The sequence below is a fragment of the Thioclava sp. GXIMD4215 genome (assembly GCF_045291555.1).
GTDB lineage: Bacteria > Pseudomonadota > Alphaproteobacteria > Rhodobacterales > Rhodobacteraceae > Thioclava > Thioclava litoralis.
Window position 1 is genome coordinate 310,385 of sequence record NZ_CP149517.1, and the last position, 26,897, is coordinate 337,281.

26 protein-coding genes and 2 riboswitches are annotated in these 26,897 nt (G+C 61.0%); of the genes, 4 read left to right on the forward strand and 22 right to left on the reverse strand.

Annotation, left to right across the window (positions count from 1 at the left end; translation table 11 throughout):
• Positions 1-11: 11 nt before the first annotated feature.
• Both WDB86_RS17975 and miaB read right to left on the reverse strand, forming a co-directional pair.
• On the reverse strand, positions 12-515 hold the full coding sequence (locus WDB86_RS17975) for an OmpA family protein (protein ID WP_330629632.1): 504 nt from the start codon (positions 513-515) through the stop codon (positions 12-14).
• Positions 516-792: 277 nt separating this feature from the next.
• Positions 793-2,151: a tRNA (N6-isopentenyl adenosine(37)-C2)-methylthiotransferase MiaB gene (miaB, locus tag WDB86_RS17980; RefSeq protein WP_330629280.1), complete on the reverse strand. Its 1,359-nt coding sequence runs from the start codon at positions 2,149-2,151 to the stop codon at positions 793-795.
• A gap of 242 nt (positions 2,152-2,393) precedes the next feature.
• Between miaB and WDB86_RS17985 the strand changes: the two genes are divergently transcribed.
• From WDB86_RS17985 to WDB86_RS18000, 4 genes are all read left to right on the forward strand, one after another.
• Positions 2,394-3,266: a hypothetical protein gene (locus WDB86_RS17985; RefSeq protein ID WP_339109852.1), complete on the forward strand. Its 873-nt coding sequence runs from the start codon at positions 2,394-2,396 to the stop codon at positions 3,264-3,266.
• Between the two features lie 69 nt (positions 3,267-3,335).
• Positions 3,336-4,100, forward strand: a complete 765-nt coding sequence (locus WDB86_RS17990; RefSeq protein WP_406737089.1) for an MFS transporter — start codon at positions 3,336-3,338, stop codon at positions 4,098-4,100.
• Entirely contained in the window at positions 4,076-4,528 is a 453-nt protein-coding gene (locus WDB86_RS17995; protein WP_406737090.1) for a hypothetical protein, read from the forward strand. Before WDB86_RS17990 ends, WDB86_RS17995 begins: the two co-directional genes overlap by 25 nt.
• Before the next feature lie 107 nt (positions 4,529-4,635).
• A complete protein-coding gene (locus WDB86_RS18000; protein WP_341485988.1) occupies positions 4,636-5,043 on the forward strand; it encodes an EF-hand domain-containing protein in 408 nt (135 codons plus the stop codon).
• A gap of 188 nt (positions 5,044-5,231) precedes the next feature.
• Here WDB86_RS18000 and WDB86_RS18005 read toward each other — a convergent pair whose 3' ends face one another.
• From WDB86_RS18005 to metK, 20 genes are all read right to left on the reverse strand, one after another.
• Positions 5,232-6,467 carry a Dyp-type peroxidase gene (locus WDB86_RS18005; RefSeq protein WP_341485989.1) on the reverse strand — a complete coding sequence of 412 codons (1,236 nt, stop codon included), beginning with the start codon at positions 6,465-6,467 and terminating at the stop codon, positions 5,232-5,234.
• A 93-nt stretch (positions 6,468-6,560) separates the two neighbouring features.
• On the reverse strand, positions 6,561-7,757 hold the full coding sequence (efeO, locus tag WDB86_RS18010; RefSeq protein WP_330629275.1) for an iron uptake system protein EfeO: 1,197 nt from the start codon (positions 7,755-7,757) through the stop codon (positions 6,561-6,563).
• Positions 7,757-9,346, reverse strand: coding sequence for an iron uptake transporter permease EfeU (efeU, locus tag WDB86_RS18015; RefSeq protein WP_341485990.1), 1,590 nt, complete (start codon positions 9,344-9,346; stop codon positions 7,757-7,759). The genes efeO and efeU overlap by 1 nt, the downstream gene beginning before the upstream one ends.
• A gap of 257 nt (positions 9,347-9,603) precedes the next feature.
• Positions 9,604-10,806, reverse strand: coding sequence for a PLP-dependent aminotransferase family protein (locus WDB86_RS18020; protein ID WP_339109846.1), 1,203 nt, complete (start codon positions 10,804-10,806; stop codon positions 9,604-9,606).
• Positions 10,807-11,034: 228 nt separating this feature from the next.
• The gene (thiC, locus tag WDB86_RS18025; protein WP_341485991.1) at positions 11,035-12,819 is read right to left on the reverse strand and encodes a phosphomethylpyrimidine synthase ThiC; all 1,785 of its coding nucleotides are present in this window, start codon (positions 12,817-12,819) and stop codon (positions 11,035-11,037) included.
• A 110-nt stretch (positions 12,820-12,929) separates the two neighbouring features.
• Positions 12,930-13,050, reverse strand: a riboswitch (TPP riboswitch).
• A gap of 74 nt (positions 13,051-13,124) precedes the next feature.
• Positions 13,125-13,766: a phosphoribosylanthranilate isomerase gene (locus WDB86_RS18030; RefSeq protein WP_341485992.1), complete on the reverse strand. Its 642-nt coding sequence runs from the start codon at positions 13,764-13,766 to the stop codon at positions 13,125-13,127.
• 6 nt (positions 13,767-13,772) lie between these two features.
• Entirely contained in the window at positions 13,773-14,135 is a 363-nt protein-coding gene (locus WDB86_RS18035; RefSeq protein ID WP_341485993.1) for a LapA family protein, read from the reverse strand.
• A 2-nt stretch (positions 14,136-14,137) separates the two neighbouring features.
• The gene (ihfB, locus tag WDB86_RS18040) at positions 14,138-14,428 is read right to left on the reverse strand and encodes an integration host factor subunit beta (protein WP_330629267.1); all 291 of its coding nucleotides are present in this window, start codon (positions 14,426-14,428) and stop codon (positions 14,138-14,140) included.
• A gap of 257 nt (positions 14,429-14,685) precedes the next feature.
• On the reverse strand, positions 14,686-16,365 hold the full coding sequence (gene rpsA / locus WDB86_RS18045; RefSeq protein ID WP_330629266.1) for a 30S ribosomal protein S1: 1,680 nt from the start codon (positions 16,363-16,365) through the stop codon (positions 14,686-14,688).
• A gap of 173 nt (positions 16,366-16,538) precedes the next feature.
• Positions 16,539-17,105, reverse strand: coding sequence for a glutathione peroxidase (locus tag WDB86_RS18050; protein ID WP_330629265.1), 567 nt, complete (start codon positions 17,103-17,105; stop codon positions 16,539-16,541).
• Between the two features lie 292 nt (positions 17,106-17,397).
• The gene (locus WDB86_RS18055; protein WP_406737091.1) at positions 17,398-17,538 is read right to left on the reverse strand and encodes a hypothetical protein; all 141 of its coding nucleotides are present in this window, start codon (positions 17,536-17,538) and stop codon (positions 17,398-17,400) included.
• A gap of 106 nt (positions 17,539-17,644) precedes the next feature.
• Positions 17,645-17,875 (reverse strand): hypothetical protein, encoded by a 231-nt coding sequence (locus tag WDB86_RS18060; protein WP_341485994.1) that lies wholly within the window; start codon positions 17,873-17,875, stop codon positions 17,645-17,647.
• Positions 17,876-17,916: 41 nt separating this feature from the next.
• Complete coding sequence (locus tag WDB86_RS18065) at positions 17,917-18,510, reverse strand: d(CMP) kinase (protein ID WP_330629262.1); 594 nt, start codon at positions 18,508-18,510, stop codon at positions 17,917-17,919.
• A 1-nt stretch (position 18,511) separates the two neighbouring features.
• Positions 18,512-19,855 carry a 3-phosphoshikimate 1-carboxyvinyltransferase gene (gene aroA, locus WDB86_RS18070; protein WP_341485995.1) on the reverse strand — a complete coding sequence of 448 codons (1,344 nt, stop codon included), beginning with the start codon at positions 19,853-19,855 and terminating at the stop codon, positions 18,512-18,514.
• Positions 19,856-19,924: 69 nt separating this feature from the next.
• Positions 19,925-20,689 carry a tRNA (guanine(46)-N(7))-methyltransferase TrmB gene (locus WDB86_RS18075; protein WP_341485996.1) on the reverse strand — a complete coding sequence of 255 codons (765 nt, stop codon included), beginning with the start codon at positions 20,687-20,689 and terminating at the stop codon, positions 19,925-19,927.
• A gap of 43 nt (positions 20,690-20,732) precedes the next feature.
• The gene (locus WDB86_RS18080; RefSeq protein WP_341485997.1) at positions 20,733-21,863 is read right to left on the reverse strand and encodes a hypothetical protein; all 1,131 of its coding nucleotides are present in this window, start codon (positions 21,861-21,863) and stop codon (positions 20,733-20,735) included.
• Between the two features lie 159 nt (positions 21,864-22,022).
• Positions 22,023-23,213: a hypothetical protein gene (locus WDB86_RS18085; RefSeq protein WP_341485998.1), complete on the reverse strand. Its 1,191-nt coding sequence runs from the start codon at positions 23,211-23,213 to the stop codon at positions 22,023-22,025.
• A gap of 10 nt (positions 23,214-23,223) precedes the next feature.
• Positions 23,224-24,429 carry a hypothetical protein gene (locus WDB86_RS18090; RefSeq protein WP_341485999.1) on the reverse strand — a complete coding sequence of 402 codons (1,206 nt, stop codon included), beginning with the start codon at positions 24,427-24,429 and terminating at the stop codon, positions 23,224-23,226.
• A 4-nt stretch (positions 24,430-24,433) separates the two neighbouring features.
• A complete protein-coding gene (locus WDB86_RS18095; RefSeq protein WP_341486000.1) occupies positions 24,434-25,591 on the reverse strand; it encodes a hypothetical protein in 1,158 nt (385 codons plus the stop codon).
• 70 nt (positions 25,592-25,661) lie between these two features.
• Positions 25,662-26,828: a methionine adenosyltransferase gene (gene metK / locus WDB86_RS18100; RefSeq protein ID WP_330629252.1), complete on the reverse strand. Its 1,167-nt coding sequence runs from the start codon at positions 26,826-26,828 to the stop codon at positions 25,662-25,664.
• Positions 26,829-26,836: 8 nt separating this feature from the next.
• Positions 26,837-26,886, reverse strand: a riboswitch (SAM-SAH riboswitch).
• Positions 26,887-26,897: the final 11 nt, after the last annotated feature.

Consider the following 26,897-nt stretch of genomic DNA (forward strand, 5'->3'; position numbering starts at 1 on the left):
ATACCGGCCCCTTATTTCACACAGATGATTTCAACGCGGCGGTTCTGCGCCATGCCTTCGCGGGTGGCATTGGTTGCGCGCGGCTGGCGCTCGCCATACCAGTTCACGGCCAGCACCGGCGCCCCGACCTCGCGGGCGACACCCGCCACGGCTTCGGCGCGGCGCTTGGAAAGCTTCATGTTATACTCGTCAGAGGCGCGGCTGTCGGTATGCCCCGTAATGATGAAGCTGCGCGCCTGCGCGGTGCGGAAGAAGTTGCGCAGATATTCACGCCCCGCAACCGAGATCGCAGAACGGTCGGTGGCAAACAGCGTATCGGTCGGAATGATGCCGCAGACATTGCGGTGGCAGACCGGACGCCCGTCGCGGGTGATGCGGTTGTCCATATACCCTTCGGCACCGTCATCCATGACCCAGTGCTCGCAGCCATCGGGGTCGATCCAGATGCCGGGAATATATTTTTCGGCGCGCGTCTGCTGCGCCTGTGCCGGGGCAAAGCCAATGGCGAAAACCATGCCAGCCGCCAGGGCAAAGCCGGCCACCGGCTTCATTTTTTGCAAGAGAGTGCTGATCACCGTCTCGTCCCCCTAAATGCCATCCCGAGCGGCATTTTTCATGCAGCGGGCGGCAAAATGTCCAACTCACGGCAGATTAGCAAAAAAGTGACGCAATGGAAGGGTAAAGACGCAAGATGTAGTAGTGATTATGGAAACAAGTCCCCAAAAAACCACGGATTGTTTCTATTTTGGCGGATTCGCATGGTTTTTACGTGATCCGCCAAAACCGGTTTTATCAGATCAGCTCTCCGGCAAGCGAATTGGGGCCCGACGCCGTAATGCGGACCCGTGCCAATGTGCCGGGGCGGATATTTTCACCTTTAACGTGAACCGCTTGCAGATAATCCGACTTGCCGACCCACTGGCCTTCCTGACGGCCCGGCTTTTCGAACAGCACGAAACATTCGCGCCCGACCATCGCCTCTTGGGTGGCGCGCTGCTGCTGGGTGATCAGCGCCTGCAGACGTTGCAGACGCTCATCGGCCACCTCGGCAGGCACGGCATCGGTGCGATCTGCCGCAGGCGTGCCCGGACGGGCGGAATATTTGAACGAATAGGCCGCGCCATAGCCCACCTTGCGCACCAGCTCCATCGTGTCCTCGAAATCCTGATCGGTCTCGCCGGGGAAGCCCACGATGAAATCGCCCGAAAGCACCAGATCGGGGCGGGCGGCACGGATACGTTCGATCAGGCGGATATATTCCGCCGCGGTATGCTTGCGGTTCATCGCCTTCAGAATACGGTCGGACCCCGATTGCACCGGCAGATGCAGATAGGGCATCAGCTTGGGTTCATCCCCATGCGCGGCGATCAGATCATCTTCCATGTCGTTGGGATGCGAGGTGGTATAGCGGATCCGGTCCAGCCCCTCGATCTTGGCCAATTCGCGCACCAGACGCGCCAGAGACCAGGTGCCCTCCTCGCCCTCGCCGTGATAGGCGTTGACGTTCTGACCCAGAAGGGTGATCTCGCGCACGCCCTTCTCGACCAGCTTGCGCGCCTCGCCCAGGATACGGGCCACAGGGCGCGAGACCTCGGCCCCGCGGGTATAGGGCACCACGCAGAAGGCGCAGAACTTGTCGCACCCTTCCTGCACCGTCAGAAAGGCGGTGGGGCGCGCCTGCACGGGGCGCTCGGGAAGATGTTCGAATTTATCCTCGACGGGGAAATCGGTATCCACCGGCTTCTCGCCGCGATCCACCGCGCGGGTCATCGCGGGCAGCTTGTGATAGCTTTGCGAGCCCACCACCATATCCACCAGCGGCATGCGGCGGCGGATCTCTTCGCCCTCGGCCTGCGCCACACAGCCCGCCACCCCGATCTTCAGGTTCGGATTGGCCTCTTTGAGCGGACGCAGGCGGCCCAGCTCGTGATAGACCTTCTCGGCGGCCTTCTCGCGGATGTGGCAGGTGTTCAGCAGCACCATATCGGCCTCTTCGGGGCTGTCGGTCAGGACATAGCCCTCGCCGCCCATCGCCTCGGCCATACGCTCGCTGTCATAGACGTTCATCTGGCAGCCGTAGGTCTTGATATGCAGCTTCTTCAGCACCGGAACGGCGGGCGTCTCAACGGTATCAAGCTTGGAATCGGGCATCAGAGAAACCTCCTGGCGGACAGATTGGGGGCGGATGTGGCGGATCGGCAGCCTGCCCGATACCGGAGATTGCCCTATGGAGCAAGCATCGCCCGTCAAGCTGCGGCCAAAAGTGATGTTTTCACAGACCAGAAAGGCAATGGCAGGTGGTGCAAGAATGCCCCGCGCCGCAGGCTCGGGCGATCACGCTCTTGTAATCACCTGCCTCTTGGGGAAATCTGGCGCAAAAGACCGGACGCTCCATGCTATTTTCTTCTCTTGATGATCTTGCCAGCAAGGGCCAGTCCCTGTTTGCCAAAGGGCCGGTGGCCTTGATTCTTGTCGAGGACGAGGTCGAGCTGGACAGCACGCTGGCCCATCATCTGAACTGTGGCTTCCGAGAGGTGATCGCCTTCATGCCGCAGGCCCTGCCCCTGCCCGAAGGGTTCGAGGCGCGGGTTCACAGGGTCGATTACGACACCCATGAACCGGGTGCGACGGTGGCGGCGGTCAATCTGGCCATCAGCCTGACCCCGCCCAAGGTCTGGTTGTATTATTGCTATAACGCCGAATATCTCTTCTATCCGTTCAGCGAGACCCGCCGCGTGGGCGAAATGCTGGCCTTCCATACCGAAGAGCGGCGCCCCGCGATGCTGACCTATGTGATCGACCTTTATACCGCCGATCTGGAGGCCAATCCCAATGGCGTCAGCCGCGAGGATGCGATGCTGGACCGCGCGGGCTATTACGCGCTGGCACGGCTCGACCCTGAAAACCACAATCACCCCAAGGAGCGGCAGCTCGATTTCTTTGGCGGGTTGCGCTGGCGCTTCGAGGAACATGTGCGCGAGAACCGTCGCAAGATCGACCGCATCGGCCTGTTCTCGGCGGCACAGGGGCTGACGCTGCGTGCCGATCACACCTTCAGCGACGAGGAATACAACACCTATTCCTGCCCGTGGCATCATAACCTGACCGGCGCGATCCTGTCCTTCCGCGCGGCCAAGGCGCTGAAAACCAATCCCGGTTCGTCCTGGGCCATTCAGGATTTCCGCTGGTATAATGCCGAGCCCTTCCAGTGGAACTCGCAGCAGCTTCTCGATCTGGGGCTGATCGAACCGGGCCAGTGGTTCTAGGCGCATCGGAACCGCTTGCCCGAAATGATAAGCTCGGTCATGCTGACCCTCCCCATGCGAGGACGCCTGATGACCGATGCCGTTTCTTCCCCCCGCGACGCGCGCGCAGGCATCGGCCTGTTCCTGATTGCGGCCCTGCTGTTCTTCTGTGCGATGTCGGGCACCACCCTGCCGACGCCGCTTTACACGCTTTACCGGCAGCAGATGGATCTGTCGCAGGCGATGATCACCGTGATCTTTGCGGTCTATGCGGGCGGGGTGATTGCCGCATTGGTGCTGACGGGGCGCTGGTCCGACCAGATCGGGCGCAAACCGATGCTCTATGCCGGTGTCGGTCTTTCGGTGGCAAGCGATCTGGTCTTCTGTCTGGCAGGGCCGCTCTGGCTGGTTCTGCTGGCGCGGATGATCTCGGGGCTGTCGGCGGGGATCTTTGCCTCGACGGCCACCGCAACCGTCATGGACCTTGCACCGCCCCGCCATGTGAAGCTGGGCGTGCTGGTCGCGACCGCCGCCAATATGGGCGGGCTCGGCGCGGGCCCGTTGCTGGCCGGAGCCGCCGCCCTGCTGATGCCTTTGCCCTTGCTGACACCCTATCTGCTGCATCTGGCGCTGATCTGTCTGGCCGCGCTCTGTTTCCGCCATGTGCCCGAACGCGTCACGAAAGCGGCCCGTCCGGACTGGTCGCCACAATCGCTCGCACTCCCCCCGAAGTGCGCCGCGCCTTCCTGCCCGCCGCGATTGCCGCCGTGGCGGGGTTCATGGTGTTCGGCTTCTACTCGGCCGTCATTCCCGGATTTCTGGGGCAGATCATGGGCTATCACAGCCCGCTTCTGATCGGCTTCGTCGCGGGGTTCATTTTCCTTGCCTCGACCCTCGGGCAGGCCTTGGTCGGCCATATCGGCGCAGGCTGGCGCGGGCCACTGGGCTGTCTGGTGCTGGGCGCAGGCACGACGATCATGGCCTTCGCCTTCCAGATGCAGAATCTGCCTCTGCTCCTTCTGGCCACGCTGGTCGCCGGTCTCGGGCATGGCCTCGCCTTCCGCTCCGGTCTGGCGGCCATCGGAGCGGCGGCACCGGACACCGACCGCGCCGGAGTGATCTCGCTGTATTTCGTGGTGAGCTATCTGGCGATCTCGGTGCCCGTGGTAATTTTTGGCCTGCTGACACTGGCCTTGCCGCTGGCACCGCTGGCAACGGGTTTTGCCATTCTGGCAACCGCCCTCTGCCTGCTCGCGCTGAGTTTACTGATCCGCCATCGCTAACAACCACATGGGCCGGTCCGGCCCGACGGAAGCCCCTGCCCGTTCCGTTCGGAAAAGACGGCCTTTGTCTGACAAAGGCCGGATGTCGAAGCATATAGGATTAACGCATGAAACAGTCGGGTGTTCTCCCCTTTGGCACCGTGGCTCTGGCCGCGCTGCTGGCCTGCGGGCCGGTCGTCAGCACACAGGCCCTAGCCCAGACCAAGCCGCCGGCCAGAGAGGCAGACGAACCGCCCCGCCCGCCGAGCCTGAAAGAGATGGACCGCAACCATGACGGACGGGTCACGGTAAAGGAATTCGACATGTTCATGGCCGAACATGCCCCCCGCCCCGATGGCCCGCCGCCTTCCAAATCCGGCCATGCGTCTCCCAAGGGCGCGGCCCCCAAAGGCAAGGCCGACCATCCCCGACCGCCAAGCGGCGCAGAGCTGGACCGCAACCACGATGGCATCATCTCGAAAAAGGAATTCAAAGCCTTTCTGGCGAAGATGACACCCCCCAAGCCGCAACGCTGATCCCGCCGCGCCGTGACAGACGGCGCGCAACGGAAGGCGGGCCCGCATTCTGCTCCGGCACGGTGCGGGCCGCAGCCCTGGGCACGGTGCGGGCCACGGCCCTGCGCCCCCACATCCCCCGCGCGTCTCTCAAAAAGACCCCGCGACAGACCGCCGCGGGGTTTATGCAGCTGGGGAAGGTGCTTCGCTCACGCAAACATATGCGCACCGATATAGCTGCCCTCGGGCGGGGCGGGCGGCACGAAGAACACGCCCGATGCGATATGCGAGATATATTCGTTCAGCGCGTCCGACGCCCCCAGACGGGTCTGTAGCGTCTCGAACGCATGCGGATCATTCTGGTAGGACAGGAACAACAACCCCGCATCCAGCATGCCCAGACTGTTGATCCCGTCGGTATAGTTATAGCCGCGCCGCAGGATCTTCAGCCCGTTATGATGCTCATGCGCCGCAAGACGCATATGTGCATTGGCCGGAATCACGGGCCCATGCGGCCCCTGTGCCTTGAAATCGGGCGTATCGAATTCATGCGTGCCCGTCAGCGGCGCTCCCGACACCTTGAAACGGCCAAAGACCTCGTTCTGGTCATCCACGCGGTCGGTATCCCAGCTTTCGATGAACATCCGGATTTTACGCACCACCTGATAGCTGCCCCCCGCCCCCCAGCCGGGATTGTCGGACCACACGAATTTCGCGCGGTCCTGCTCGGTGACGATATTGCGGGTGCCATCCCGAAACCCCAGAAGATTGCGCGGTGTGCTCTGCCCGACCCCTGCCGAAGCCCGACCGAACCCCATGATCGCCCAGCGAGTTGCCGCCGTTCCGGTGGATTTGGCCAGCCGTGCCAGCACCCGCACCGCATGATAGGCCACCTGCGGATCATCCGCACAGGCCTGTAGCGAAAGATCGCCCCCCGAAATCTCGGGCAAAAGCGCGTCTCCGGGCAGATGTTTGAGCGGGCGCAAGGCTTTGGGACGGAAGGCCTGCAATCCCAGCCTGTCATCGAACACCCCCGGCCCCAAGCCCACGGTCACACTCAGCGAGGCCGGTGCCAGATCCAGCGCCTCGCCCGTATCCAGCGCACCGGCATTGGGCCGCCCCGGATCGACCTTGCTGATCGGCTCGCCCTTCATCATCTGGGCGATCGAGGCCGACCAGCGGGCCAGCAATATCTGCAAATCGCGCGGGTCGGTCGAGGTCAGATCGAAGGTCATATAGACGATATGGCGCTGCGGCGGTGTCGCGATGCCCGCCTGCGGCCCCGGCCCGTAAAACGGATAGGCATGGGTCAGGTCTATCTGATCTGTGGGCGGGCCTTGGGGGTCATCGCCCGCTTGCGCGGCGGACACCAACGCGGGGGCGGCAAAAGGCGAAAGCGCCGCGCCGAACAGAAGGCCACGGCGGCGGGAATCGGGGATGTCCATGATGTCTCCTTTGCAAGTCAGGCTGGGAGAAGGCGGTCTGACAGATGTCTCACGGGGCGGGCCGGCACAAGGCCACCCGCCCCCAGATGCGTCTTAGCCTGCGGTCGCGACCTTCTCGGCCACACGCGACAGCGGTTCCTGCAACGACTGGATGGCTTTGCTGAGCTTAACCTTATCCGACGCTTTCAGCTCTTGCGTATACAGCACATACCCACCGGGCACCGAATTGTCGCGATACTGGTCCAGCAGGGCGCGGACCTTGGCAAATTCATCGCTGACACGCGCGGTCAGATCGGGGTCGATCTGCTCCATACCCGGTTGCAGATAGGCAAAGGCCTGTTCCGCCCCTTCCACATTGCCCGCGAAATCGGCCAGATCGATATGGCTATAGGCTTCTTCCTCGCCGCTGATCTTGCTGCTCTGGACCTCTTCCAGCAAGTCTGCAGCCCCGTTGGCCAGATCCTCGGGCCAGAAATCGAGGCTGGGGGCAAGCTTGTCCAGCAGCGTGACATTCTTCACCAGATCCGCCGCAAGCGTCTTGGTGTCATCGGTAATGGCGCCACGTTCGAACAGATCGCGCTCGATCGCGTGATAGCCCGACCAGCCCACAGCGGGGTCTTCATTCGAGGCCCGCATATCGATGAGGTAATCGAGATTGCCGTGGTTGTCCGTGGCATCGAACCCGTCCATCACGAACCCGTCCACATCGGATTCGATCCGCTCGTAAAACGGGCGGGCCCGCGCATAATCGATCTTGGCGGCCTCAAGATTTCCGGCATCGATATCGGTTTTGAGTTTGGTCACCGCAACCAGCATCGCATCAACGGTCTCGTTGACATAGGCATTGTAGTCTTTGGTGCCCTTTGCCAGCAGTTCGGAGGCGCTGCCTTGCGGGCGCTGTGCCAACTGGCCCTTGACGCTGAAGGCCACCTTCTGCTCTGCCGCGCCGGGGCAGTAGATCTCGTAATCGCCGCCGCCAAGGGTCACGGTAAAGGACACGGGCGGCAGACCGGGGGCGAGGTTCTCTTTTTCACCGATGATGCGATTGCCGGACAGAAGCTCGACTTCGGTCAGGGCTGTGGCTGTCTGGTTGGTGACGGTGAACGTGACCGGACCCGCAACGGCTTCCTTGGCGCTCAGGGCGCAGGTGCCGCCATTATCGCCGGTCAGGGTGATGGCAACCTGTGCGGCACCAGCATCGTTTTTCTGTGCCGTCTGTGCGTAAGCCGTGCTGGCGGCCAGCGTTGCGACAAGCGGAAGGACAAGAGAGGACGGGCGGGAAAACGGCATTACGGCATTCCTTTTGCTGCGGGTTCGGCGCGTGCGCCGGCTGTAGAGTGGAAAGATTCGGGAGAAAGGCGGCGGCGCTGACGTGCACCGCGCAACGCGCAGGCAAGCGCCGCCCCCAGAAGAACAAGCGGAAACTGGCGGCACCAGAACTGCCATTCCTGCAAGGCCGCCGCGAAATCGCGATAGGCGGCTTTGGCTTGGGTCGTGTAGGTTTCGGGGATGGCCCAGCGGGCGGGGCCGATGGCCTTTTGCACGGCGTCCGGCACCTCGCGCACACGCAGGCTGCGCGGGGTCTGGAGCCCGCCGCCCGACAGGGTGACGCTGACGCTGCTACGGGCCTGCGCGGCCACAACAGCCCCCTGCCCGCTTGTGGCCTGTGCCTGGATATCGGCCTGCCATTGTGCCGCATAGGGTCCGGGATAGCGCGTGGGGTTCAACCCGATCGGCCTACGCCCGCCATTCAGTGCCACCAGATCGGCAAAGCTGACGCTATCGGGCGCTGTCGGGATCGCTAGGGTCGCCGCGTAATCGCCCATATTCAGCGCCTGCCCGTTATGGCTGGCATCTTGACTGCGGATCGGGGCAAGGCGCAGCTCGGCCGTACCGAAACGGGCCAGCAGATCGGCATGGGCAAGGCGCAACTCACCGGACATATCGCCCTGTATCGTTGTAAGCGGTGCGGTCTGGCGCAGACGGGCCCGCGGTTGCGGCGTCAGCAGAAGCCCGACCCCGACCAGCGCCAGAACCGCCCCCGCACCAAGTTTGAGACGCGCCGCGGTCCGGGGTGCAAGCGGACGCGATTTGGGCCAGTAGACCATCAGCGCCACCGGACCCAGATAGGCCAGCCAACCCAGCACCTCGATCAGACGCGGATCGGCAGGGATACCCAGAACGCCGGTCATCAACGCCGCCCGCACCGTGCCCGGCTGCACCAGCCAAGACAGGTTGACGACAAGCTGCTGGCCCGCATTGATCCAACCCGCCTCATGCGCGGTGCGCAGCGCGGTCACGCACAGCCCCGCCGCCACCAATAGCAGGAATGCCCCCGTCACACGGAAAAACCGCGACAGGTTCAGGCGTACTCCACCGGCATAGATGCCCCAGCCGATGGCCACCGCCAGACCCAGCCCGATCACCGCCCCGCAGGCGGCCCAGAATGTGGATTGTGCCGCAGAAAAGGTTGCCAGAAAGAAGACGGCAGTTTCGAACCCCTCTTTCAGCACGGCCAGAAAGGCCATCAGCGCAAGGGCGAAGGCCCGCCGCCCGCCAAGGGCTGCCGCAGCCTCGCTTTCCAGACTGCTGCGCATATCGCGGCCATGCTTGTCCATCCACAAGATCATGCCGGTCACGAAGACAATCGCCACTGCCCCGATGACGGTTTCCAGCGCCTCCTGTCGGGCCTGCGGCAGGCTCTGTTCCAGATGGTTTAGCCCGAGCCCTACCGCCAGTGACAGCACGAGTGCGGCAATAACGCCGGTCCACATCGCCCCCAAACCCACCCCGTTGCGACGCAGGAAAGCCGCGATGATCCCCACGATCAGCGAGGCCTCAAGCCCTTCACGCAGCGCGATTACCAAGGTTGCCAACATCGACCAGACCTTTCGACTTGGCCGGAAGGACGGGTCTGGGCCGTCAGACACATCCCTCCTGCGAGATACCGGATTGGCCCTGAATTCCTGACCAATTTACTTACCAATGGCTTCTGCGCCCTTGGCAAAGACCTGTCAAAACACGCTCGCGTGAAGATGACCCAAGGAAATTTCTGTCGGCAAAGCCGCCTGCACCCCAAATAAAAAAAACCCCGCCATCGATGGATGGCAGGGGGTTTCGTTTTTCTGGCAATGGCTTAGCGCAGGATGCGGCCGATCCGTGCGATCCCTTCGTCGATCTGGGCGTCGGTCGCGCAGGAATAGCTGAGCCGCAGGGTGTTCTGGCCCGAGCCATCGGCAAAGAACGCCCCGCCCGGGACGAAGGCGACTTTTTCATCGCGTACCGCTTTCGCCAGCAGATCGGCCCCGTCGAGTTTGGGGTCGAAGGTCAGCCAGATGAACATGCCCCCTTCGGGACGGGTGAAGCTGACCGATGCCGGCATCTCGCGCTCGAGCGCGGCCAGCATCCGGTCGCGACGGCTGGCATAGACCGCCTTGATCTTGGCCACATGCTCGTGGAAGATCGCGCGCGCCACATGGTTTGTCACGATCTGGTTGAGGGTCGGCGAATGCAGGTCGGCGGCCTGTTTCATCAGCACCAGACGGTCGATCACCGGCTTTGCCGCCACAACCCAGCCCACGCGCAGACCGGGCGCCAGCGTTTTCGAGAAAGACCCGCAATAGATGGTGCGGGTGTTCTCGATACCGCCCTTGCGTTCGATGTCCAGCGCAAGGATCGGCGGGATCGCCTCGCCATCGAAACGCAGGTTCTGATAGGCGCCATCCTCGATGATCGCGCAATCCAGCGCCTCGGCCTGATCCAGCAGACGCTCGCGCCCGTCACGGGGCAGGGTCTCGCCCGTCGGGTTGGCAAAATCTGCCGAGAGATAGGCAAATTTTACCGCGCCGCCGGCGGCCTTGGCCTCCGTCTTCAGGGTCTCGGGGTCGATATTCGACATCGGATCCAGCGGGATATAACGCGGCTCATAGGCGTTGAACGCTCCCAAAGCGCCCAGATAGGTCGGGCGCATCACGGCGGCGGTATCGTTTTCGGTCAGGAACAGCTTGCCCAGATAATCCAGCGCCTGCTGCGAACCGGAGGTGATCATGATATTGTCAACGGCACAGGGCACGCCGATCTTTTCCATCTCGCCCACAAGCCATTCGCGCAGCGGGCGATAGCCTTCGGATACCGAATATTGCAACGCCGCATGGCCGTTATTATCGGCCATCGTGGCGGCAAAAGCGTCGGAATAGGCCGCGCTGGGGAAGAGATCGGGGTCGGGAATACCGCCCGCGAAAGAGATGATATCGGGCTGGTCGAGAAGTTTCAGCAGCTCACGGATCTCCGAGGCTTTCATCCGGCCCGCGCGGCGTGCGAGCACTTTCGTCCAGTCCATTTTTCGTCTCCTGCGTCTCGTCTGGCGGATCACGCCCTTGCGTGGCCGCGTGAAATAGAATGCCCAAAGGGCCTGAACGCAGCGTTAGCGCCTAACGGAAGCCTTCGCAAGGCGGGCAGCCGTGATCTGGCGCACAGAAAACCTGCGCCTCAGTCATAAAAACGAGAGCAATATTTCGAATGCGGCACTGTGGGCGCACAAAAATTTCTGCGCCCACAGTTTTAGGCGTTAGCCTTCGGTCGGTTCGGGGATGTAAAGCGCCCCGCCCTCGCGGAATTTCTCGGCCATCTTGCCCATGCCCTCCTGCCGCTGGGCCTCGGCGCGGATGTCATGGCTGATCTTCATGGAGCAGAATTTCGGCCCGCACATCGAACAGAAATGCGCCACCTTATGCGCCTGCGCGGGCATGGTCTCGTCATGCATCTCGCGCGCGGTATCGGGGTCGAGCCCGATGTTGAACTGATCTTCCCAGCGGAATTCAAACCGCGCACGGCTGATCGCGTCATCGCGCCGCTGCGCCCCCGGATGGCCCTTGGCAAGATCGGCGGCATGGGCGGCCAGCTTATAGGTGATCACCCCCGTCTTCACATCGTCACGGTCGGGCAGGCCAAGGTGTTCCTTGGGCGTCACATAGCACAGCATCGCCGTGCCGAACCAACCGATCATCGCAGCACCAATGGCCGAGGTGATATGGTCATAGCCCGGCGCGATATCGGTGGTCAGCGGTCCAAGCGTATAGAAGGGCGCCTCGTGGCAGTGCTTGAGCTGCTCGTCCATATTGGCCTTGATCTTATGCATTGCCACATGGCCCGGCCCTTCGATCATCACCTGACAATCCTTGGCCCATGCGATCTTGGTCAGCTCGCCCAAGGTGCGCAGCTCGGCAAATTGCGCCTCGTCATTGGCATCGGCAATCGAGCCCGGACGCAGGCCGTCCCCCAGCGAGAAGCTGACATCATAGCGGCGGCAGATATCGCAGATCTCGTCGAAATGCTCGTAAAGGAAGCTTTCGCGGTGATGATGCAGGCACCATTTCGCCATGATCGACCCACCGCGCGACACAATCCCTGTGACGCGTTTGGCGGTCATCGGGATCATATGCAGACGCACGCCCGCATGGATGGTGAAGTAATCGACCCCCTGCTCTGCCTGTTCGATCAGCGTGTCGCGGAAGATCTCCCATGTCAGATCCTCGGCCACGCCGCCCACCTTTTCCAGCGCCTGATACAGAGGCACCGTGCCGATCGGGACCGGCGAGTTGCGGATGATCCAGTCGCGGATATTGTGGATATTGCGCCCCGTCGAGAGGTCCATCACCGTGTCCCCGCCCCAGCGGATCGCCCAGACCATTTTTTCGACTTCCTCTTCCATCGAAGAGGTCACTGCCGAATTGCCGATATTGGCGTTGATCTTCACCTTGAAGTTGCGCCCGATGATCATCGGCTCAAGCTCGCGGTGGTTGATATTGGCGGGAATGATCGCGCGGCCTTCCGCGATTTCCTGACGCACGAATTCCGGCGTCACCAGATCGGGGAGGTTTGCACCCATCGGGTCACCATCGCGGGTATAGGCGGCCATACGGCCCTCATTCTCGCGGATGGCGACGAATTCCATCTCGGGGGTGATCACCCCTGCCCGCGCATAGGCGAGCTGCGTCACGGCGCGGTCACCAATCGCGCGCAGCGGCGGACGCTGCACGGGGAACGGCGCCACGAGGCGGTCGCCCTTGGCAAAGCCGTTATCGGCATCGGTGATGGCGCGGCCCTCATATTCCTCGATCTCGCCGCGCGCCTGCAGCCAGCCGCCACGGGTCTCGGGCAGGCCCTTGGTAATGTCGATCTCGGCCAGCGGGTCGGTATAGGGGCCCGAGCTGTCATAGACGCACAGCGCCTCCTCGTTCGAGATCTCGATCTCGCGCATGGGCACGCGCAGCGCGTGGATCTGGCCTTCCTTATGCACCTTGCGCGAGCCGATCAGCGCGCCGGTGGTAATCGTCGGGACGATATCTTTCATGTCGGTCTCCTCTTTCGAAAAGACCCAACCAAAAACTGCGAGGGAATAGGCCACTGCGGGCCGCAAGGGCCAAAGCGGCCCGAAAGGACCGCCCATAGGATATGGAATGCGGAATTGCCCTTCGGTCTTCCTACGCCAGCATCAACTGGGTCAGGTTCAAAGGGTCGCGTCACCGGAATTGCTTCCAATCAGCCTCTCAGTCCCTTAGGCGGGACTCCCCTGACAGGGCCGGAGATTTGCCGAAATAAGATGCGCCGTCAATGGCTATTCACAGATTGGCGCTGTGCAAGGCTGGCCAAAACCGCTCAGGCAGCGCCCGCCGCCGCAACGAAGTCTTTGATAAGAGACGCCTCTTTCACTCCGGGCGCGGACTCGACACCCGAAGACACATCCAGCTGATTGGCCCCTGTGCGCGCAATCGCCAAGGCGACATTCTCGGGGGTCAGCCCGCCCGCCAGCATCCACGGCTTGGACCATTTGCGTCCCGCAATCAGCGTCCAGTCGAACGGCAGCCCGTTACCGCCGGGCAAAGCGGCCCCTTTCGGGGCTTTGGCATCCACAAGGATCTGGTCGGCCACGGCCTCATAGGCGGGGATCGCCTCAAGGTCCGAAGGCTCGGCCACGCCCAGAGCCTTCATCACCGGCAGACCATAGCGGGCACGTATCTCGGCCACACGCTCGGGCGTTTCCTTGCCGTGAAGCTGGAGCATATCAAGGGGAACCTGCGCCGTGATGGCATCAAGCTCGGCATCTGTTGCATTGACCACCAGCGCGACCTTGGCCACGCCCAGCGGCACCATCAGCGCCAGCTCGCGCGCCTGAGCAATCGTCACATGGCGCGGCGACTTCGGGAAGAAGACAAAACCAGCATAGGCCGCACCACTCCGGGATACGGCCTCGACATGGGCGGGCTTGCTAAGACCGCAGATTTTGACGCGGGGGGCCATAGAGGATCAGCGGGCCGAGGGCGCGCGCTCCAGAACCGCCAGAACATCATCCTGCGGGCCTTCATGGCGCTGCTTGAGATGCCCCAGCTCACGCTCCAGCGCCTTGGCCTTACGGGCCTCTTGTGCGCCGCGCGAGCGGATGCGGTATTCCCGCGCCCATTCCCACACGAAGCCGATCAAGAGCCCCAGCAGAACGCCCGTCATGATCGCCACAAACAACGGCACCTGTAACGACCAGCCAAATCCCAGCACCCCTGCCGTTTCTTCCGGCAGCAGGCGCAGCGTGACGATCTGCGTGTTCGACAGAGCGATGACGATAAGAACGACCGCAAGGATCGCAAGGATGGCGTAACGCAGGGCGCGGATCATGTTTATTCTTCCTCCACCCCGTTCAGACGGTCGCGCAGCAGCTTGCCGGTCTTGAAGAACGGGACATGTTTCTCGTTGACATCAACGGAATCGCCAGTGCGCGGGTTCCGTCCCGTGCGTGCATCCCGTTTCTTGACGGAAAAGGCACCGAAACCGCGCAGCTCGACCCGGTCTCCACGGGCCATCGCTTCGATGATCTCCTCGAAAATCGTATTCACGATCTTCTCGACATCGCGTTGGAAGAGATGCGGATTATCTTCGGCAATTTTTGCGATCAGCTCGGACCGGATCATGTAAGAATTCCCCCTGCGAGAATTGGCGGTGCTGTTCTGACTATAGGCAGAATTTTCGGCATGACAAACAGCAAAGCACTGTAATAACTACCTGATTAGCGATCAAGCGGCCTTGCGCGCGAAAATTTACCTGTCTTCCCTTCCCCAAATGCCTTTTCCTTGGGCAAAATCTGCACATGTGAAGCTTTTATAAATAAAAACCCCGCCCGGTACAACCGGACGGGGTAAAGATCTGAAACCAGATCCGGAGAGGAGGATTACTCCTCGCCCTTCAGAGCTGCGCCGAGGATATCGCCCAGCGATGCGCCCGAATCGGACGAACCGTACTGTTCCACGGCTTCTTTCTCTTCTGCGATCTCGCGCGCTTTGATCGAGACGCCCAGACGACGGGTTTTCGAGTCGACATTGGTCACGCGCACATCGACGTGATCGCCAACTTGGAAACGCTCGGGGCGCTGGTCAGCGCGGTCACGTGCGAGGTCCGAACGACGGATGAAGGATTTCATGCCGTTATATTCGACTTCGATGCCGCCATCTTCGATCGCGGTCACGTTCACGGTGATCACCGAACCACGCTTCACGCCGTCAACTGCGTCGGAGAAGGTGTCTGCGTCCAGAGCTTTGATCGAGAGCGAGATACGCTCTTTCTCGATGTCCACTTCGGTGACAACGGCCGAAACCATATCGCCTTTGCGGTAGTTCTGGATCGCGTCTTCGCCGCGCTGTTCCCACGACAGGTCGGACAGGTGAACCATGCCGTCGATGTCGTTGTCGAGGCCGATGAACAGACCGAATTCGGTGATGTTCTTGACTTCGCCTTCGATCTGGGTGCCGACCGGATGGGTCTCTGCGAAGACTTCCCACGGGTTACGCATGGTTTGCTTGAGGCCAAGCGAAACGCGGCGCTTCTGGGTGTCGATTTCCAGAACCATGACGTCGACTTCCTGGCTCGTCGAAACGATTTTGCCGGGGTGGACGTTTTTCTTGGTCCAGGACATTTCGGAGACGTGAACCAGACCTTCGACGCCTGCTTCCAGCTCGACGAATGCACCGTAATCGGTGATGTTGGTCACGCGGCCCGAATGCACCGAACCCAGCGGGAACTTCGCTTCGACCGAATCCCACGGATCCGCTTGCAGCTGCTTCATGCCCAGCGAGATGCGGTGGGTGTCTTTGTTGATCTTGACAACCTGGACCTTCACGGTCTCGCCGATCGTCAGGATCTCGGACGGGTGGTTCACACGGCGCCATGCCATGTCGGTGACGTGCAGCAGGCCGTCAACGCCGCCCAGATCAACGAAGGCACCGTATTCGGTGATGTTCTTGACCACGCCTTCGACAACCTGACCTTCGGTGAGGTTCGCGATGACTTCGGCACGCTGTTCAGCACGCGACTCTTCGAGGATCGCACGGCGCGACACAACGATGTTGCCACGGCGACGGTCCATTTTCAGGATTTGGAAGGGCTGCTTCAGACCCATCAGCGGGCCGGCATCGCGCACGGGGCGCACATCGACCTGAGAGCCCGGAAGGAACGCAACCGCGCCGCCCAGATCCACGGTGAAACCGCCTTTGACGCGACCGAAGATTGCGCCTTCGACGCGCTCCTCTTTTGCGTAGGCTGCTTCGAGACGGTCCCAAGCTGCTTCGCGGCGAGCCTTGTCGCGCGAGATAACAGCTTCACCACGTGCGTTTTCAACGCGATCGAGGAAGACTTCGACTTCGTCGCCGACTTCGATCTGCGGAGCTTCGCCCGGGTTTGCGAATTCTTTAAGATCAACGCGGCCTTCCATTTTGTAGCCGACGTCGATGATGGCTTGGCCCGCTTCGATTGCGATGACCTTACCTTTAACAACCGAACCTTCGTTCGGGGTGTCGATTTCGAGGCTTTCGTTAAGAAGCGCTTCGAATTCGTCCATGGATGCGTTATGCGACATGCGTTTAGAGTTTCCTTTACAGATTTATTCAGGCCTGATGGTTGGCTCCACCGGTCTTGTCGTTGGATAGTCAAAAAGGGGCGCGACAGACTCGCCCCCCAGTTCGGACGCGCCCATATAAGCGCATTTTCCTTTTCAGGCAAGCCTGAATACGGCCCGCAGCCCTGTCCGCCCTAGCCTTTCAGCGCGGTTTCGATATCACGGCGCATCGCCTCGGACATCGGCGCATCGGAGGCGCGATAGGTGCGCAGCACCTCGCCACCGCGTCCCAGCAGCACTTTATTGAAATTCCAGTCCGGTTCGAAGTGATACCGGTCGCGCAGCCAGGCATAGAAAGGATGCGCCTTGGTGCCCGTGATCGCGGTAATCTGCGCCATCGGCATATCCTCGATCCCGAAGGCCATCACGCAATAGCGGCGCACCTCCTCATTGGTCGGAAGCTCCTGACGGAAATCATCCGAGGGCACCGCCAGCACCGTGAAGCCCTGATCGGCATAGCGGTCCAGAAGCTCCTGCATCTCCTCGAACTGGCCCGCATAGCCGCAACGGGAGGCGGTATTCACCACCAGCACGACCTTGTCCGACCAATCCGCAAGGCGGAAATTCTGCCCTTCGATCCCCTGAAATGTCACATCCGGCATCGGACTGCGCGAACTGGCGGAAACGGCGGCACCCGTAGCACTGAGAGCGAAGCCGATCAGCATGAAAAGCCCGATAACGCCGTAAACAACTTTGCGCATAATCCGATCTCCTTCGTCATCTAACGCAAAAGCTCACGCATGGTTCACCTCTATGTGAAAATTATTTCACTCGCAGATGCGTTTGTAACGCCTCAAATGTGATGCTCCGTCGCATTCGGCTGTTTCCCGCTTATCGGGCGCATGCGGGCGCGGGCGGCGACCGGCCTTGAACCGCGTTCGTGTAGGGCGATAGCGTTGACAGATGGCGACAGGACGGCGGCTGTCGGGGGTGGCCAGATCCGGCACCTACCCCTCCTTGCACGAGATCCTCGCGACCGCGAAATCAAGCGGTTCAGCCGGTTGCTGGACAAAGGTCCGCACCCAGCACAAACGCGCCGCTGGCAGAGGAGGACAGCTCGATATAGACATCCCGTTCCGGAGGGGTCTTCACGATCAACGGAAAGCTGCGCGGCAGATCGCTATGATAGGCCATCAACCCTCGGGGGTCTCGGCACGAAGGGGCGATGCACGCAGACAAAGAAGGAGGATCAGGCGCATGCCCCGATGATGCCGCAACAGACCTCTGTTGGCAATCCGGCCTAGCTGTCTCGGCGCTTACAGGCTGACCATAGCTTGCGACAAAAGCCCCAAAGCAGACCCGTCAGGATAGCCAGCGCGACCGTCACTCCTAGAATGGCCAAGAAAAAGGTCAGAGGATCAGGGTCTTCAGGCCCGAAGACCAGCACGAGCACCACCGCCGCAATCAGCTGCGCCCAGTTCAACAAATTTTCGGCTACAGCCTTGGCGAGCCATTTAAGACAATTTTTCATCGACGAACCCCGCCAAAGCCTGCAACCTTGGCCCTCCGACGCTAACCGCGCTTGGCCTCGATCAGGGCGATAGCTTGGGCGATGGCGTCCTCGATGCTCAGATCGGAGGTGTCCAGCAGATGCGCGTCCGGCGCGGGGCGCAGTGGCGCGTCCGTGCGGTTCATGTCGCGCTCGTCGCGCTCGATGACCTCGGCCAGCACCTGCGCCTCATCCCCGCCGACTTCCAGCCAGCGACGATGGGCGCGCACCTCGGGCGAGGCCGTCACAAACAGCTTCACCTGCGCGCGCGGGCAGATCACCGTGCCAATGTCGCGCCCGTCCAGAACCGCCCCTTCGGGGCTTTCGGCAAAGCGACGCTGGAAATCGACCAGAGCCACCCGCACCGTCGGCAGGGCCGCCACGCGCGAGGCCGCCTGCCCCGCGCCCAGAGTGCGCAGGTCCGAACGTTGCAGATCCTCGGGCACCAGCCCTTCGGCGGCGCGGAACGGGTCCTGCCCCTCGGCCACTTTCGCGCCCACGGCACGGTACAAAAGCCCCGTATCCAGATGGGCAAAGCCAAAATGCGCGGAGACGGCCTTGGAGATCGTGCCTTTACCGGCGGCGGCGGGGCCATCAATGGCGACGGTAAAGCTCATATCAGTCCCGCGTGATCTTGGCGCCAAGGCCATTGAGAAGCGGCTCGAAGATCGGGAAAGAGGTCGCAATCGGCGAGCCATCATCCACTGAAACCGGCTTTTGCGCGGCCAAGCCAAGGATCATGAAGCTCATGGCGATCCGGTGGTCCAGATGGGTTGCCGCCACCCCGCCACCCGGCACGCCATCTTGGCCCATGCCGTGGACGATCAGCGTGTCTTCATCTTCCTCGATCGTGATACCATTGGCCTCAAGCCCGCGTGCCATCGCGTCGATCCGGTCGCTTTCCTTCACGCGCAGCTCATGCACGCCCTTCATCACGGTCTTACCCGTCGCAAAGGCGGCCACGACCGAGAGCACCGGATATTCGTCGATCATCGAGGCCGCACGGTCTTCCGGCACCTCGATGCCATGCAGCGCCGAGTGACGCACACGCAGATCGGCCACAGGCTCGCCACCCTCTTCGCGCTCGTTCAGGAACTCGATATCGCCGCCCATCTCCTTGAGCGTGGTGAACAGCCCGTTGCGGGTCGGGTTCTGACTGACTCCGGGCACCGTGATATCGGATCCCGGTACGATCAGCGCCGCACAGACGGGAAAGGCCGCCGAAGACGGGTCACGCGGCACGGCCACGGTTTGGGCGACCAGCTCGGGGCGGCCTTGCAGGGTGATCTTATGGCCCTCGTTCGTGTCTTCAACGGTGACCTCTGCGCCAAAGCCGCGCAGCATGCGTTCGGTATGGTCACGGGTGGCGACCTTCTCGATCACCACCGTCTGTCCGGGCGCATTCAACCCCGCCAGAAGCACCGCCGATTTCACCTGCGCCGAGGCCATGGGCGTGGTGTAGGTCACAGGCGCGGGATCGGCCGCCCCCACCACCGTCATCGGCAGACGCCCGCCCTGACGGCCATAGGCCTTGGCCCCGAACAAGGCGATCGGGTCGGTCACACGGCCCATCGGGCGCTTGCGCAAAGAGCCATCGCCCGTGAAGGTCGCGGTGATATCCGAGGTCGCCATGCAGCCCATGATCAGCCGCACACCCGTGCCCGAGTTGCCACAATCAATCACCTGCTCGGGCTCGGCAAAGCCGCCAACCCCCACGCCCTGCACCGACCATTCGCCCGGCCCATGCTGGGTCACGGTGGCCCCGAAAGCCCGCATCGCCTTGGCGGTATCCAGCACATCCTCGCCTTCCAGCAGGCCCGTGATCTTGGTCTCGCCGACTGACAACGCTCCAAGGATCAGCGCGCGATGGCTGATCGACTTGTCACCGGGCACCTCGGCCACACCAGAAAGCGGCCCGCATTTCTGCGAACTCATACGGATCGGATCACCATGGCCGGACATATGGACCTCCCTTGTCTTGTCGCCCCTCTGCTAGCGCATGACAGGGCGGCAGGCAACGGGTTTGGGCGCTTATGCCTCGGGCTTGCGATAGGTCAGGTAATGCGGCTTGCGGCCTTCGCGCAGAGCCTTCTGCTCATAGCGCGTCGACAGCCAGTCATCCCAAGGCGTGTCCCAATCGCCCGAGACTTCCTGCGGATCGTCATAATCAAAAGCCGCGGGCACCTCGAATTGCGGGATAAAGCCCGCCTTCGGGACCTCCTGCACCGCCTGACGGACATAGTCACAGATATCGGTGGCAATGCGGAATTCGGACCCGGGGGCCAGCGCCTCGAACAAAGGCACCAGATGTTCCTGCGTCACGAAGCGGCGGCGGTGATGGCGGGTCTTGGGCCACGGATCGGGATAGTTAAGGAAGGCTCTCGAGATACTGCCTGCGGGCAGGATATCCATCACATCGCGCGCATCGCCGGGATGGACCGCGACATTCTGCACCGCCATCCGCCGGATCTTGCCCAAAAGCATCGCAACGCCGTTGATATAGGGCTCGCAGCCGATGATCTCGACCTCAGGATAGGTCTCGGCCATATGGATCATATGCTCGCCGCCCCCGAAGCCCACCTCAAGCCAGACCGGCTTGCCCTTGAAACGGGTGGCCATGTCGATGGGCGTGCGCTCGGGGTTCACATCCCAATCCACCGCCCCCGGAGACAGAGCCTCGAGGTCTTCGTCCAGATAATCCTTCTGGGCCTTGTTCAGCGTCGGTCCGTGGCGGCGACCATAGAAGTTGCGCCAGCCGCGTTCGGGGTGATCCGGGGTTTTGATATCATCGCTCATGCCCGCGCGCATAGCCAATGCCATGCCCTCTGGTCAAGGCCCATCATGCGCCAGCCGCTGCGACCACGGCCTTGGCGATGGCGGCAACAATGCCGTAGAGCGCGGCGCAGAAGAGCACACCGAAGACAACCGCCATGACACATTCCAGAAAACGGGACGGCAGGCTATTGCGTGTGCTTGCGCGCAAAGCCTGTAGATCGAGACCCGAAGGCTGCGTGACTGCCCACTCTGCCCGATAAAGCCCCTTCGAGATATCATCCTCCAAGCAGAAGGCCAGCTCTGCCCGTCTGAGCGTTTGCATATATTCCGGTGCAGCGCCCATCTTGAGCTTCGGGTGACCATCTGAACACATGCTATCCGTGAAAAACAGCCACGGCCGATGGGCCTGCACAAAACGAAACATATCGGCGGCAGGCGCAAAGCCTATGCGTTCGCCCATAGCAAACAACAGATCAGCGGCTTCCTCGGCCTCTGGCGAACCGATGTCGCATTTAAGATCGAAGGCACTGAAAGCTGGTGTCCACTGCGCCATGACCCATTGCGCAGGCCAGTTCATCCGGTTCAGGTCGATCCTCTCGCACCACGCTAAAAGCCCAGCCAGCTCCGCACGAAACCGTAAATACGAGATGCCAGTTCCGCTACGCCCCGCCTCGAACTGCGCCGCAAAAAAAGCCAGAATTTCGGCGCCTCGTTCTGGGAAACGTGCCATAAACTGGTTCAGAAAGTCGCGCCCCTCGCCGCGTTGCCATAGATATGGTGAGGGCTGCTTTATCCGTTTCCAACCGAAAACCTGACACAGCATATCCGGCAGCGATCTACGTGGTTCTTCTTCGAGAACGGTCCGTATCCTTTTGGCATAGATAGCAACAATGGCCTTCCTTTTGGGGACCTCTGTGACGCGCCCCCTTGCCAGTTCCGACGGGCAAAGGAAGACGTCGGAGAAAGACGGCACCTGTAGACACGCCAGAAGCAAATCAATGCCAACGCGGTCCGTATCCAAGATTGACTGGCTGATTTCGACGATATCGTCGGGGTAGCCACCATGCGCATAGGCCATGCGCCATCTGTATATATTCTCCCGATATATTATACGATCCGCGTCTAGCCGATAGGTGAAATGGGCATCGAAATACGGACGATTGGCATGTGCAAGTTCGATGAGCGTTTCAGACATGGTGCGTCCATTCAACGGCATGTTATCACGATGACAACGCATTCCCCCAAGGTTTGCGAATATCGCAGCGGCTATAAACACGCGGCAGCCGATGGGCATGGGGAAGGCCCCATACGCACAAACCTGCCATACGTAAAACAGGAATATGGTGGCGTATCCTCATGCCATAATCGAGGCCAGAATGACTTTGGCGACCATCGCGACAATTCCGTAGAGCGTGCCACAGACGACCGCCAGCATAAGCAGGATGATCAGCAAGTCGGTTGGCTTCAGACTGGTCTGGTTCGAGCCATCATTCGCTGCCCGGTTTTCGAGCGGCGGCATGGCTTGGGGATTTCTGGCCGCTGGGACTATCCGTGCCGCCTGAAGATCCTCAACCGTCGGCGTGCCGATGATCAACCGCGCAAGCGTCAGACCTCTCTCTACCTGCGGATCAAGACCAAAGGCCAGCTCCGCCCGTTTTAGAAGAAGAGCATATTGGCGTGCAGTGCCGCTTTTCAGCCGAAGGGGAGTATTGAAGGCCATTTTGTTATTGAGAAGAAGGTCGGAGCGATCTTCCTTAATATAGTGAAGCACCTGTTCCGCCGCTTCGAAACCGATATTCTCCGCCAGTTCAAACCACAGGCTGGGAGTTTCCCCGCTTTCGACCGGCCCAAGCTCTGTTTCGACACATTTCGAAATGAACTTGAAGCGCCACTGCTGAAGCACCCATTGGGACGGCCAGTGATAGTGATTGAGTTCGATCCTCTGGCACCAATCCGCAAAGGCAATCACTTCGGCGCGCCAGTGAAGTTCGCCACTACATTCCTGCTGCCCGCCCTGTAGATACATATGGTAGAACTGTCCCAATAGCGGCGCGCCATTTGCAGGGAAAAGCTCGATGAATTCACGTTGCAAGGCCCAGAGCGGCATCGTATCGTCCGGCTTGACCATTTCGACTGGCGTCCAGCTAAACACCGCAGAGAGCATATCGTTCAACGACTGCTCAGGCATCCTTTGAAGCGCCGACACCATCCGGTCCAGAAATGGCGCAAGCGCACGCAGCTCTTTGTCGGCGCTGCACCATTGGCGATCATCCCTCGGGTCAATGCCAAACCTGACAAGCCTTGCGAATTCAGGCACCTGTAGACAAGCGGCCAAAAGATCCACCCCGCGCGCGCCGAAAGGCGCGATACGCGCGATGAACTCGGGCTCTATCTGCGGATGCGCGACCGTTTGATACGTCGGTCGCGCTTCACTGAAAAGCTGACTGACACGAGATCTGTCTTTTTCAAATCCAGCGTCCCTGTAGAGATCGAAATACGCGCGATTCTGCTCCAGAACCTCTTCCAAGGGTTTTTGCCGGATCACCTCGATCTCCTTAAAACGCCAGCAAAAATACGCCAGCCGCCGCAAGGCAGAGCACCGCGAACCCCAGCATGAACGCCATGCCCATGCCACCCGCAGCAGGCTGTACGGCACGAGGGGCCGGTTTTGCAGCAACCTTATGGACCTCGGCGCGGGTGTAGCTGGTCTGGGCGGGGCGGGGCTGGCTGCTGAGCACGGCTTGCGCCTTGGCAAGGCCCTCCTCTTGGGTGTCAGCGCCGCGATAGGCTGTAACGGCGGCCTCGAAGGCTATGCGATAGGCCTCGGCGTGCTCGGCCTGCAAAGGCATCTGCCCGTGCTCCAAAGGGGCCTCGGGGGCGAAGAGCCAAGGCATCGTCGTCTTCACCATGCCGAAAATCTCGCGCGCGGGGCGGATGCCGATCTCGGCGGCGCGCTCGTACCACAGCGCGACAACCGCATCATGCGCATCGGGTTTGGGCAGCACCGGCCCGACCCAGACATCCAGCAGGCTATATTCCCACAAGGCAGCGGGCCAATAGCCCAGAATATCGTCCTCTTCGATGCGCATTGCCTCGCACAGCGCCGCCAGCCCGACCAGTTCCAGCCGGAGCCACGCCTGAACCGCCATAGAGGTTGCGGAATCCTCGATAGGCGCGCCGTCCGGATCTTCTGCGCTTTGAAACAACGCACCTAAAAAGTAATCCAGCGCTTCGCCGCCGTGCTCGGGAAACAGGGCACGGAATTCCTCGCACAGCCGATCAACTTCGGGCGGCCATTCGGGATTTTTATACGCATCAATATAAAAATCATCATCGGGGGCCGGCCAATCGCACATATTGGCGAGCATCTTGTCGAGGTCGCCCTCTGTGTCCTCATAGAGCGCATAGGCCATCATTCTGAGGTAGCGATCCTCGAACACCGATGTGAGCTTTTTGACCTCTTTCGCACTGGCCGGATGCGGGCCGACCAATGCCTCGGCGGGGCGGCCCAGAGGAAACAGGAAGGCAAAATCGGGCACCGCCTGTAAAAATGCCGCCAGAAGGGCTGCGGCCTTCTGGCTGTAGGGCCGGAAGTTACGGGCAACATCCAGCTCCAAGGACGTATAGCGCATGGCGGCCCCTGCCGGATCGGGCGCATCCAGAAGCTGGCGCAGCAGAGCCTCGGTTTCCGTGCGGAAATGCGGATCGGGTAGCGCGAAACAATGGCGGTTCGCATCTAAAAGAGCTTTGAAAGACGTCATAGGATCACCATTTCACAAAGAGAAGCGCCACGGCCAAACCCACACAGGTGAGCGCGACCAGAACAAGGGGAAGCAGGCCTTTAGAGCCGCGATCCGGGCGGGGCGCCTTGGAGACGGTGGCGGCAGGCGGGGCTACGGGTTGTCCTGTCGAAGGAAGCGGCACGGCATCCATCGCGGCAAAGGCGCGGTCATAACGCGCCTCAATGGGCTGCGCCGGATCATAAGCGGCAAATGTGGCCTCTAGCGCGGTGCGGTAATCCTCCGCGTCATGCAGAACCACATAGGGCATAGCATTCTCTGGCCTGACCAATTCGATCGTGCCTTTACGCGTGAGGATCATATGCTCCATAATCATTTGCGCAGGCGTCAAGCCGATGTCCAGCGCGCTTCGGAACCAAAGCCCCGCGAGATAATCGTCGGAAATGCAGGCCCCACCAGAGGTTCGCGGCCAGAATTGACTATAGGGGAAATCCCACTGACAGGCGATCCAATAGCCGGGAAGATCGACCTCTTCGGCATTCGCAGTCTCATAAGAGAGCGCCAAACCCACCAGCTCCAGACGCAGCCACGCAAGGGCCGCATCCTCGACCTCGAGATCCAGCACCAGATCGATCGCGATATCGCGCGGGAGGTGGTCGAAGAAATAGCTCAGCGCCTCGCCGCCATGGCGGGGGAACCGTGCTAGGAACTGCTCGGCCAGTGGTTTGATCCGCTCGGGCGCGAATTCCAGCGGATCGGTCTGCGGCACCTGCGGCCAGTCAAACAAATCGTTCAGCAGCCACTCCTCATCTGGGGCCGGATCCAAGGATAGAAGATGCGTCAGCCGTTCCTTGTAACGGGTCTGAAAATGATCATACATCCAAGGCTTGGCCTTATCATTCATCGAATGATACTCGGTCAGCTTATCCTGACTGAAGATGGTCAAACAAATAATGTCCGTCATGATAATCGCGGACAGCAGCCTGATCGCCTTTTCGCCGTAGGATCGAAAATCGTAATAAAGATCCAGCTCGAAACAGTTATAGGTGCCCTCTCTGGCTTCGGGCGAAGGATCTGCGAAAAGCTTGCGCAGCTCCTGCTTGTAAACATCTCGACGGTTTCCTTTGAATGCGCCTAGGGAAAACCGGCTGGCTTCCATCAACTTGGTCAAATCGTTGATCATGTAATCATCCTAATAAAAACGCGCCCCACATTGGAGGCGCGTTTTTATTAGCGTTTTTTTCGACCAAAGATCAAACCGCCTTCTTGAGCGCCTCGACAAGGTCCGTTTTTTCCCAGCTGAAACCGCCATCGGCTTCGGGCGCGCGGCCGAAATGGCCATAGGCTGCCGTGCGGGCATAGATCGGTTTGCACAGATCCAGATGGGTGCGGATGCCCAAAGGCGTCAGGTCCATACATTGTACCAGCGCCTGTTCAATCACCTCGTCCGGCACCTGACCGGTGCCGAAAGTGTCCACATAGACCGAAAGCGGCTTGGCCACACCGATCGCATAGCTCAGCTGGATGGTGCATTTGCGCGCAAGCCCGGCCGCCACCACGTTTTTCGCCAGATAGCGCGCGGCATAGGCCGCCGAACGGTCCACCTTGGTCGGGTCTTTCCCCGAGAAGGCACCGCCCCCATGCGGGGCCGCGCCGCCATAGGTATCCACGATGATCTTGCGCCCTGTCAGACCCGCATCCCCGTCGGGGCCACCAATCACGAAGGTGCCGGTCGGGTTGACCCACCATTCGGTCTCGGGCGAGATCCAGCCCTCGGGCAGGACTTCGCGGATATAGGGCTCGACAATCGCGCGGATATCATCCGAGCTCTGGCTTTCGCTTGCATGCTGCGTCGACAGCACGATCGAGGTCACCCCGACCGGTTTGCCGTTTTCATAGCGCACCGAGAGTTGGGATTTGGCATCGGGCCGCAAGGTCGGCTCGGCACCGGATTTGCGGGCCTCGGCCAGACGGCGCAGAATCGCGTGGCTGTAATGGATAGGCGCCGGCATCAGCTCGGGGGTCTCGTCGACCGCATGGCCGAACATGATCCCCTGATCGCCCGCGCCATCCTTATCCACGCCCTGCGCGATATGCGCCGATTGCGGATGCAGGAAATTGGCGACCTTCAAAGTGGCCCAATGGAACTCGTCTTGTTCATAGCCGATGTCTTTTACGCAATCGCGCACAAGACCATCAACCTTTTCCATATAAAGCGCCAGTTTGGCTTTGTCGGTCAGCCCGACCTCGCCGCCAACAACAACCTGATTGGTGGTGGCGAAGGTTTCGCAAGCGACCCGCGCGTTTTTCTCTTCCGAGAGAAACGCATCCAGAATGGCGTCGGAAATGCGATCACATACCTTGTCCGGGTGGCCTTCGGAGACCGACTCGGAGGTGAAAATATAGTTCTTACGTGTCATGAAAGACGTGCTCCGTTGGTTATATCCCCACCACGCCAGGAAGCCGTTGTGATGGTTCGATACCGTTGC

Bases quoted from the DNA above. Each gene is read 5' to 3' on its own strand.
- WDB86_RS17975 (WP_330629632.1), bottom strand. From the start codon at position 515: ATGGTTTTCGCCATTGGCTTTGCCCCGGCACAGGCGCAGCAGACGCGC.
- miaB (WP_330629280.1), bottom strand. From the start codon at position 2,151: ATGCCCGATTCCAAGCTTGATACCGTTGAGACGCCCGCCGTTCCGGTG.
- WDB86_RS17985 (WP_339109852.1), top strand. From the start codon at position 2,394: ATGCTATTTTCTTCTCTTGATGATCTTGCCAGCAAGGGCCAGTCCCTG.
- WDB86_RS17990 (WP_406737089.1), top strand. From the start codon at position 3,336: ATGACCGATGCCGTTTCTTCCCCCCGCGACGCGCGCGCAGGCATCGGC.
- WDB86_RS17995 (WP_406737090.1), top strand. From the start codon at position 4,076: ATGGGCTATCACAGCCCGCTTCTGATCGGCTTCGTCGCGGGGTTCATT.
- WDB86_RS18000 (WP_341485988.1), top strand. From the start codon at position 4,636: ATGAAACAGTCGGGTGTTCTCCCCTTTGGCACCGTGGCTCTGGCCGCG.
- WDB86_RS18005 (WP_341485989.1), bottom strand. From the start codon at position 6,467: ATGGACATCCCCGATTCCCGCCGCCGTGGCCTTCTGTTCGGCGCGGCG.
- efeO (WP_330629275.1), bottom strand. From the start codon at position 7,757: ATGCCGTTTTCCCGCCCGTCCTCTCTTGTCCTTCCGCTTGTCGCAACG.
- efeU (WP_341485990.1), bottom strand. From the start codon at position 9,346: ATGTTGGCAACCTTGGTAATCGCGCTGCGTGAAGGGCTTGAGGCCTCG.
- WDB86_RS18020 (WP_339109846.1), bottom strand. From the start codon at position 10,806: ATGGACTGGACGAAAGTGCTCGCACGCCGCGCGGGCCGGATGAAAGCC.
- thiC (WP_341485991.1), bottom strand. From the start codon at position 12,819: ATGAAAGATATCGTCCCGACGATTACCACCGGCGCGCTGATCGGCTCG.
- WDB86_RS18030 (WP_341485992.1), bottom strand. From the start codon at position 13,766: ATGGCCCCCCGCGTCAAAATCTGCGGTCTTAGCAAGCCCGCCCATGTC.
- WDB86_RS18035 (WP_341485993.1), bottom strand. From the start codon at position 14,135: ATGATCCGCGCCCTGCGTTACGCCATCCTTGCGATCCTTGCGGTCGTT.
- ihfB (WP_330629267.1), bottom strand. From the start codon at position 14,428: ATGATCCGGTCCGAGCTGATCGCAAAAATTGCCGAAGATAATCCGCAT.
- rpsA (WP_330629266.1), bottom strand. From the start codon at position 16,365: ATGTCGCATAACGCATCCATGGACGAATTCGAAGCGCTTCTTAACGAA.
- WDB86_RS18050 (WP_330629265.1), bottom strand. From the start codon at position 17,105: ATGCGCAAAGTTGTTTACGGCGTTATCGGGCTTTTCATGCTGATCGGC.
- WDB86_RS18055 (WP_406737091.1), bottom strand. From the start codon at position 17,538: ATGGCCTATCATAGCGATCTGCCGCGCAGCTTTCCGTTGATCGTGAAG.
- WDB86_RS18060 (WP_341485994.1), bottom strand. From the start codon at position 17,875: ATGAAAAATTGTCTTAAATGGCTCGCCAAGGCTGTAGCCGAAAATTTG.
- WDB86_RS18065 (WP_330629262.1), bottom strand. From the start codon at position 18,510: ATGAGCTTTACCGTCGCCATTGATGGCCCCGCCGCCGCCGGTAAAGGC.
- aroA (WP_341485995.1), bottom strand. From the start codon at position 19,855: ATGTCCGGCCATGGTGATCCGATCCGTATGAGTTCGCAGAAATGCGGG.
- WDB86_RS18075 (WP_341485996.1), bottom strand. From the start codon at position 20,689: ATGAGCGATGATATCAAAACCCCGGATCACCCCGAACGCGGCTGGCGC.
- WDB86_RS18080 (WP_341485997.1), bottom strand. From the start codon at position 21,863: ATGTCTGAAACGCTCATCGAACTTGCACATGCCAATCGTCCGTATTTC.
- WDB86_RS18090 (WP_341485999.1), bottom strand. From the start codon at position 24,429: ATGACGTCTTTCAAAGCTCTTTTAGATGCGAACCGCCATTGTTTCGCG.
- WDB86_RS18095 (WP_341486000.1), bottom strand. From the start codon at position 25,591: ATGATCAACGATTTGACCAAGTTGATGGAAGCCAGCCGGTTTTCCCTA.
- metK (WP_330629252.1), bottom strand. From the start codon at position 26,828: ATGACACGTAAGAACTATATTTTCACCTCCGAGTCGGTCTCCGAAGGC.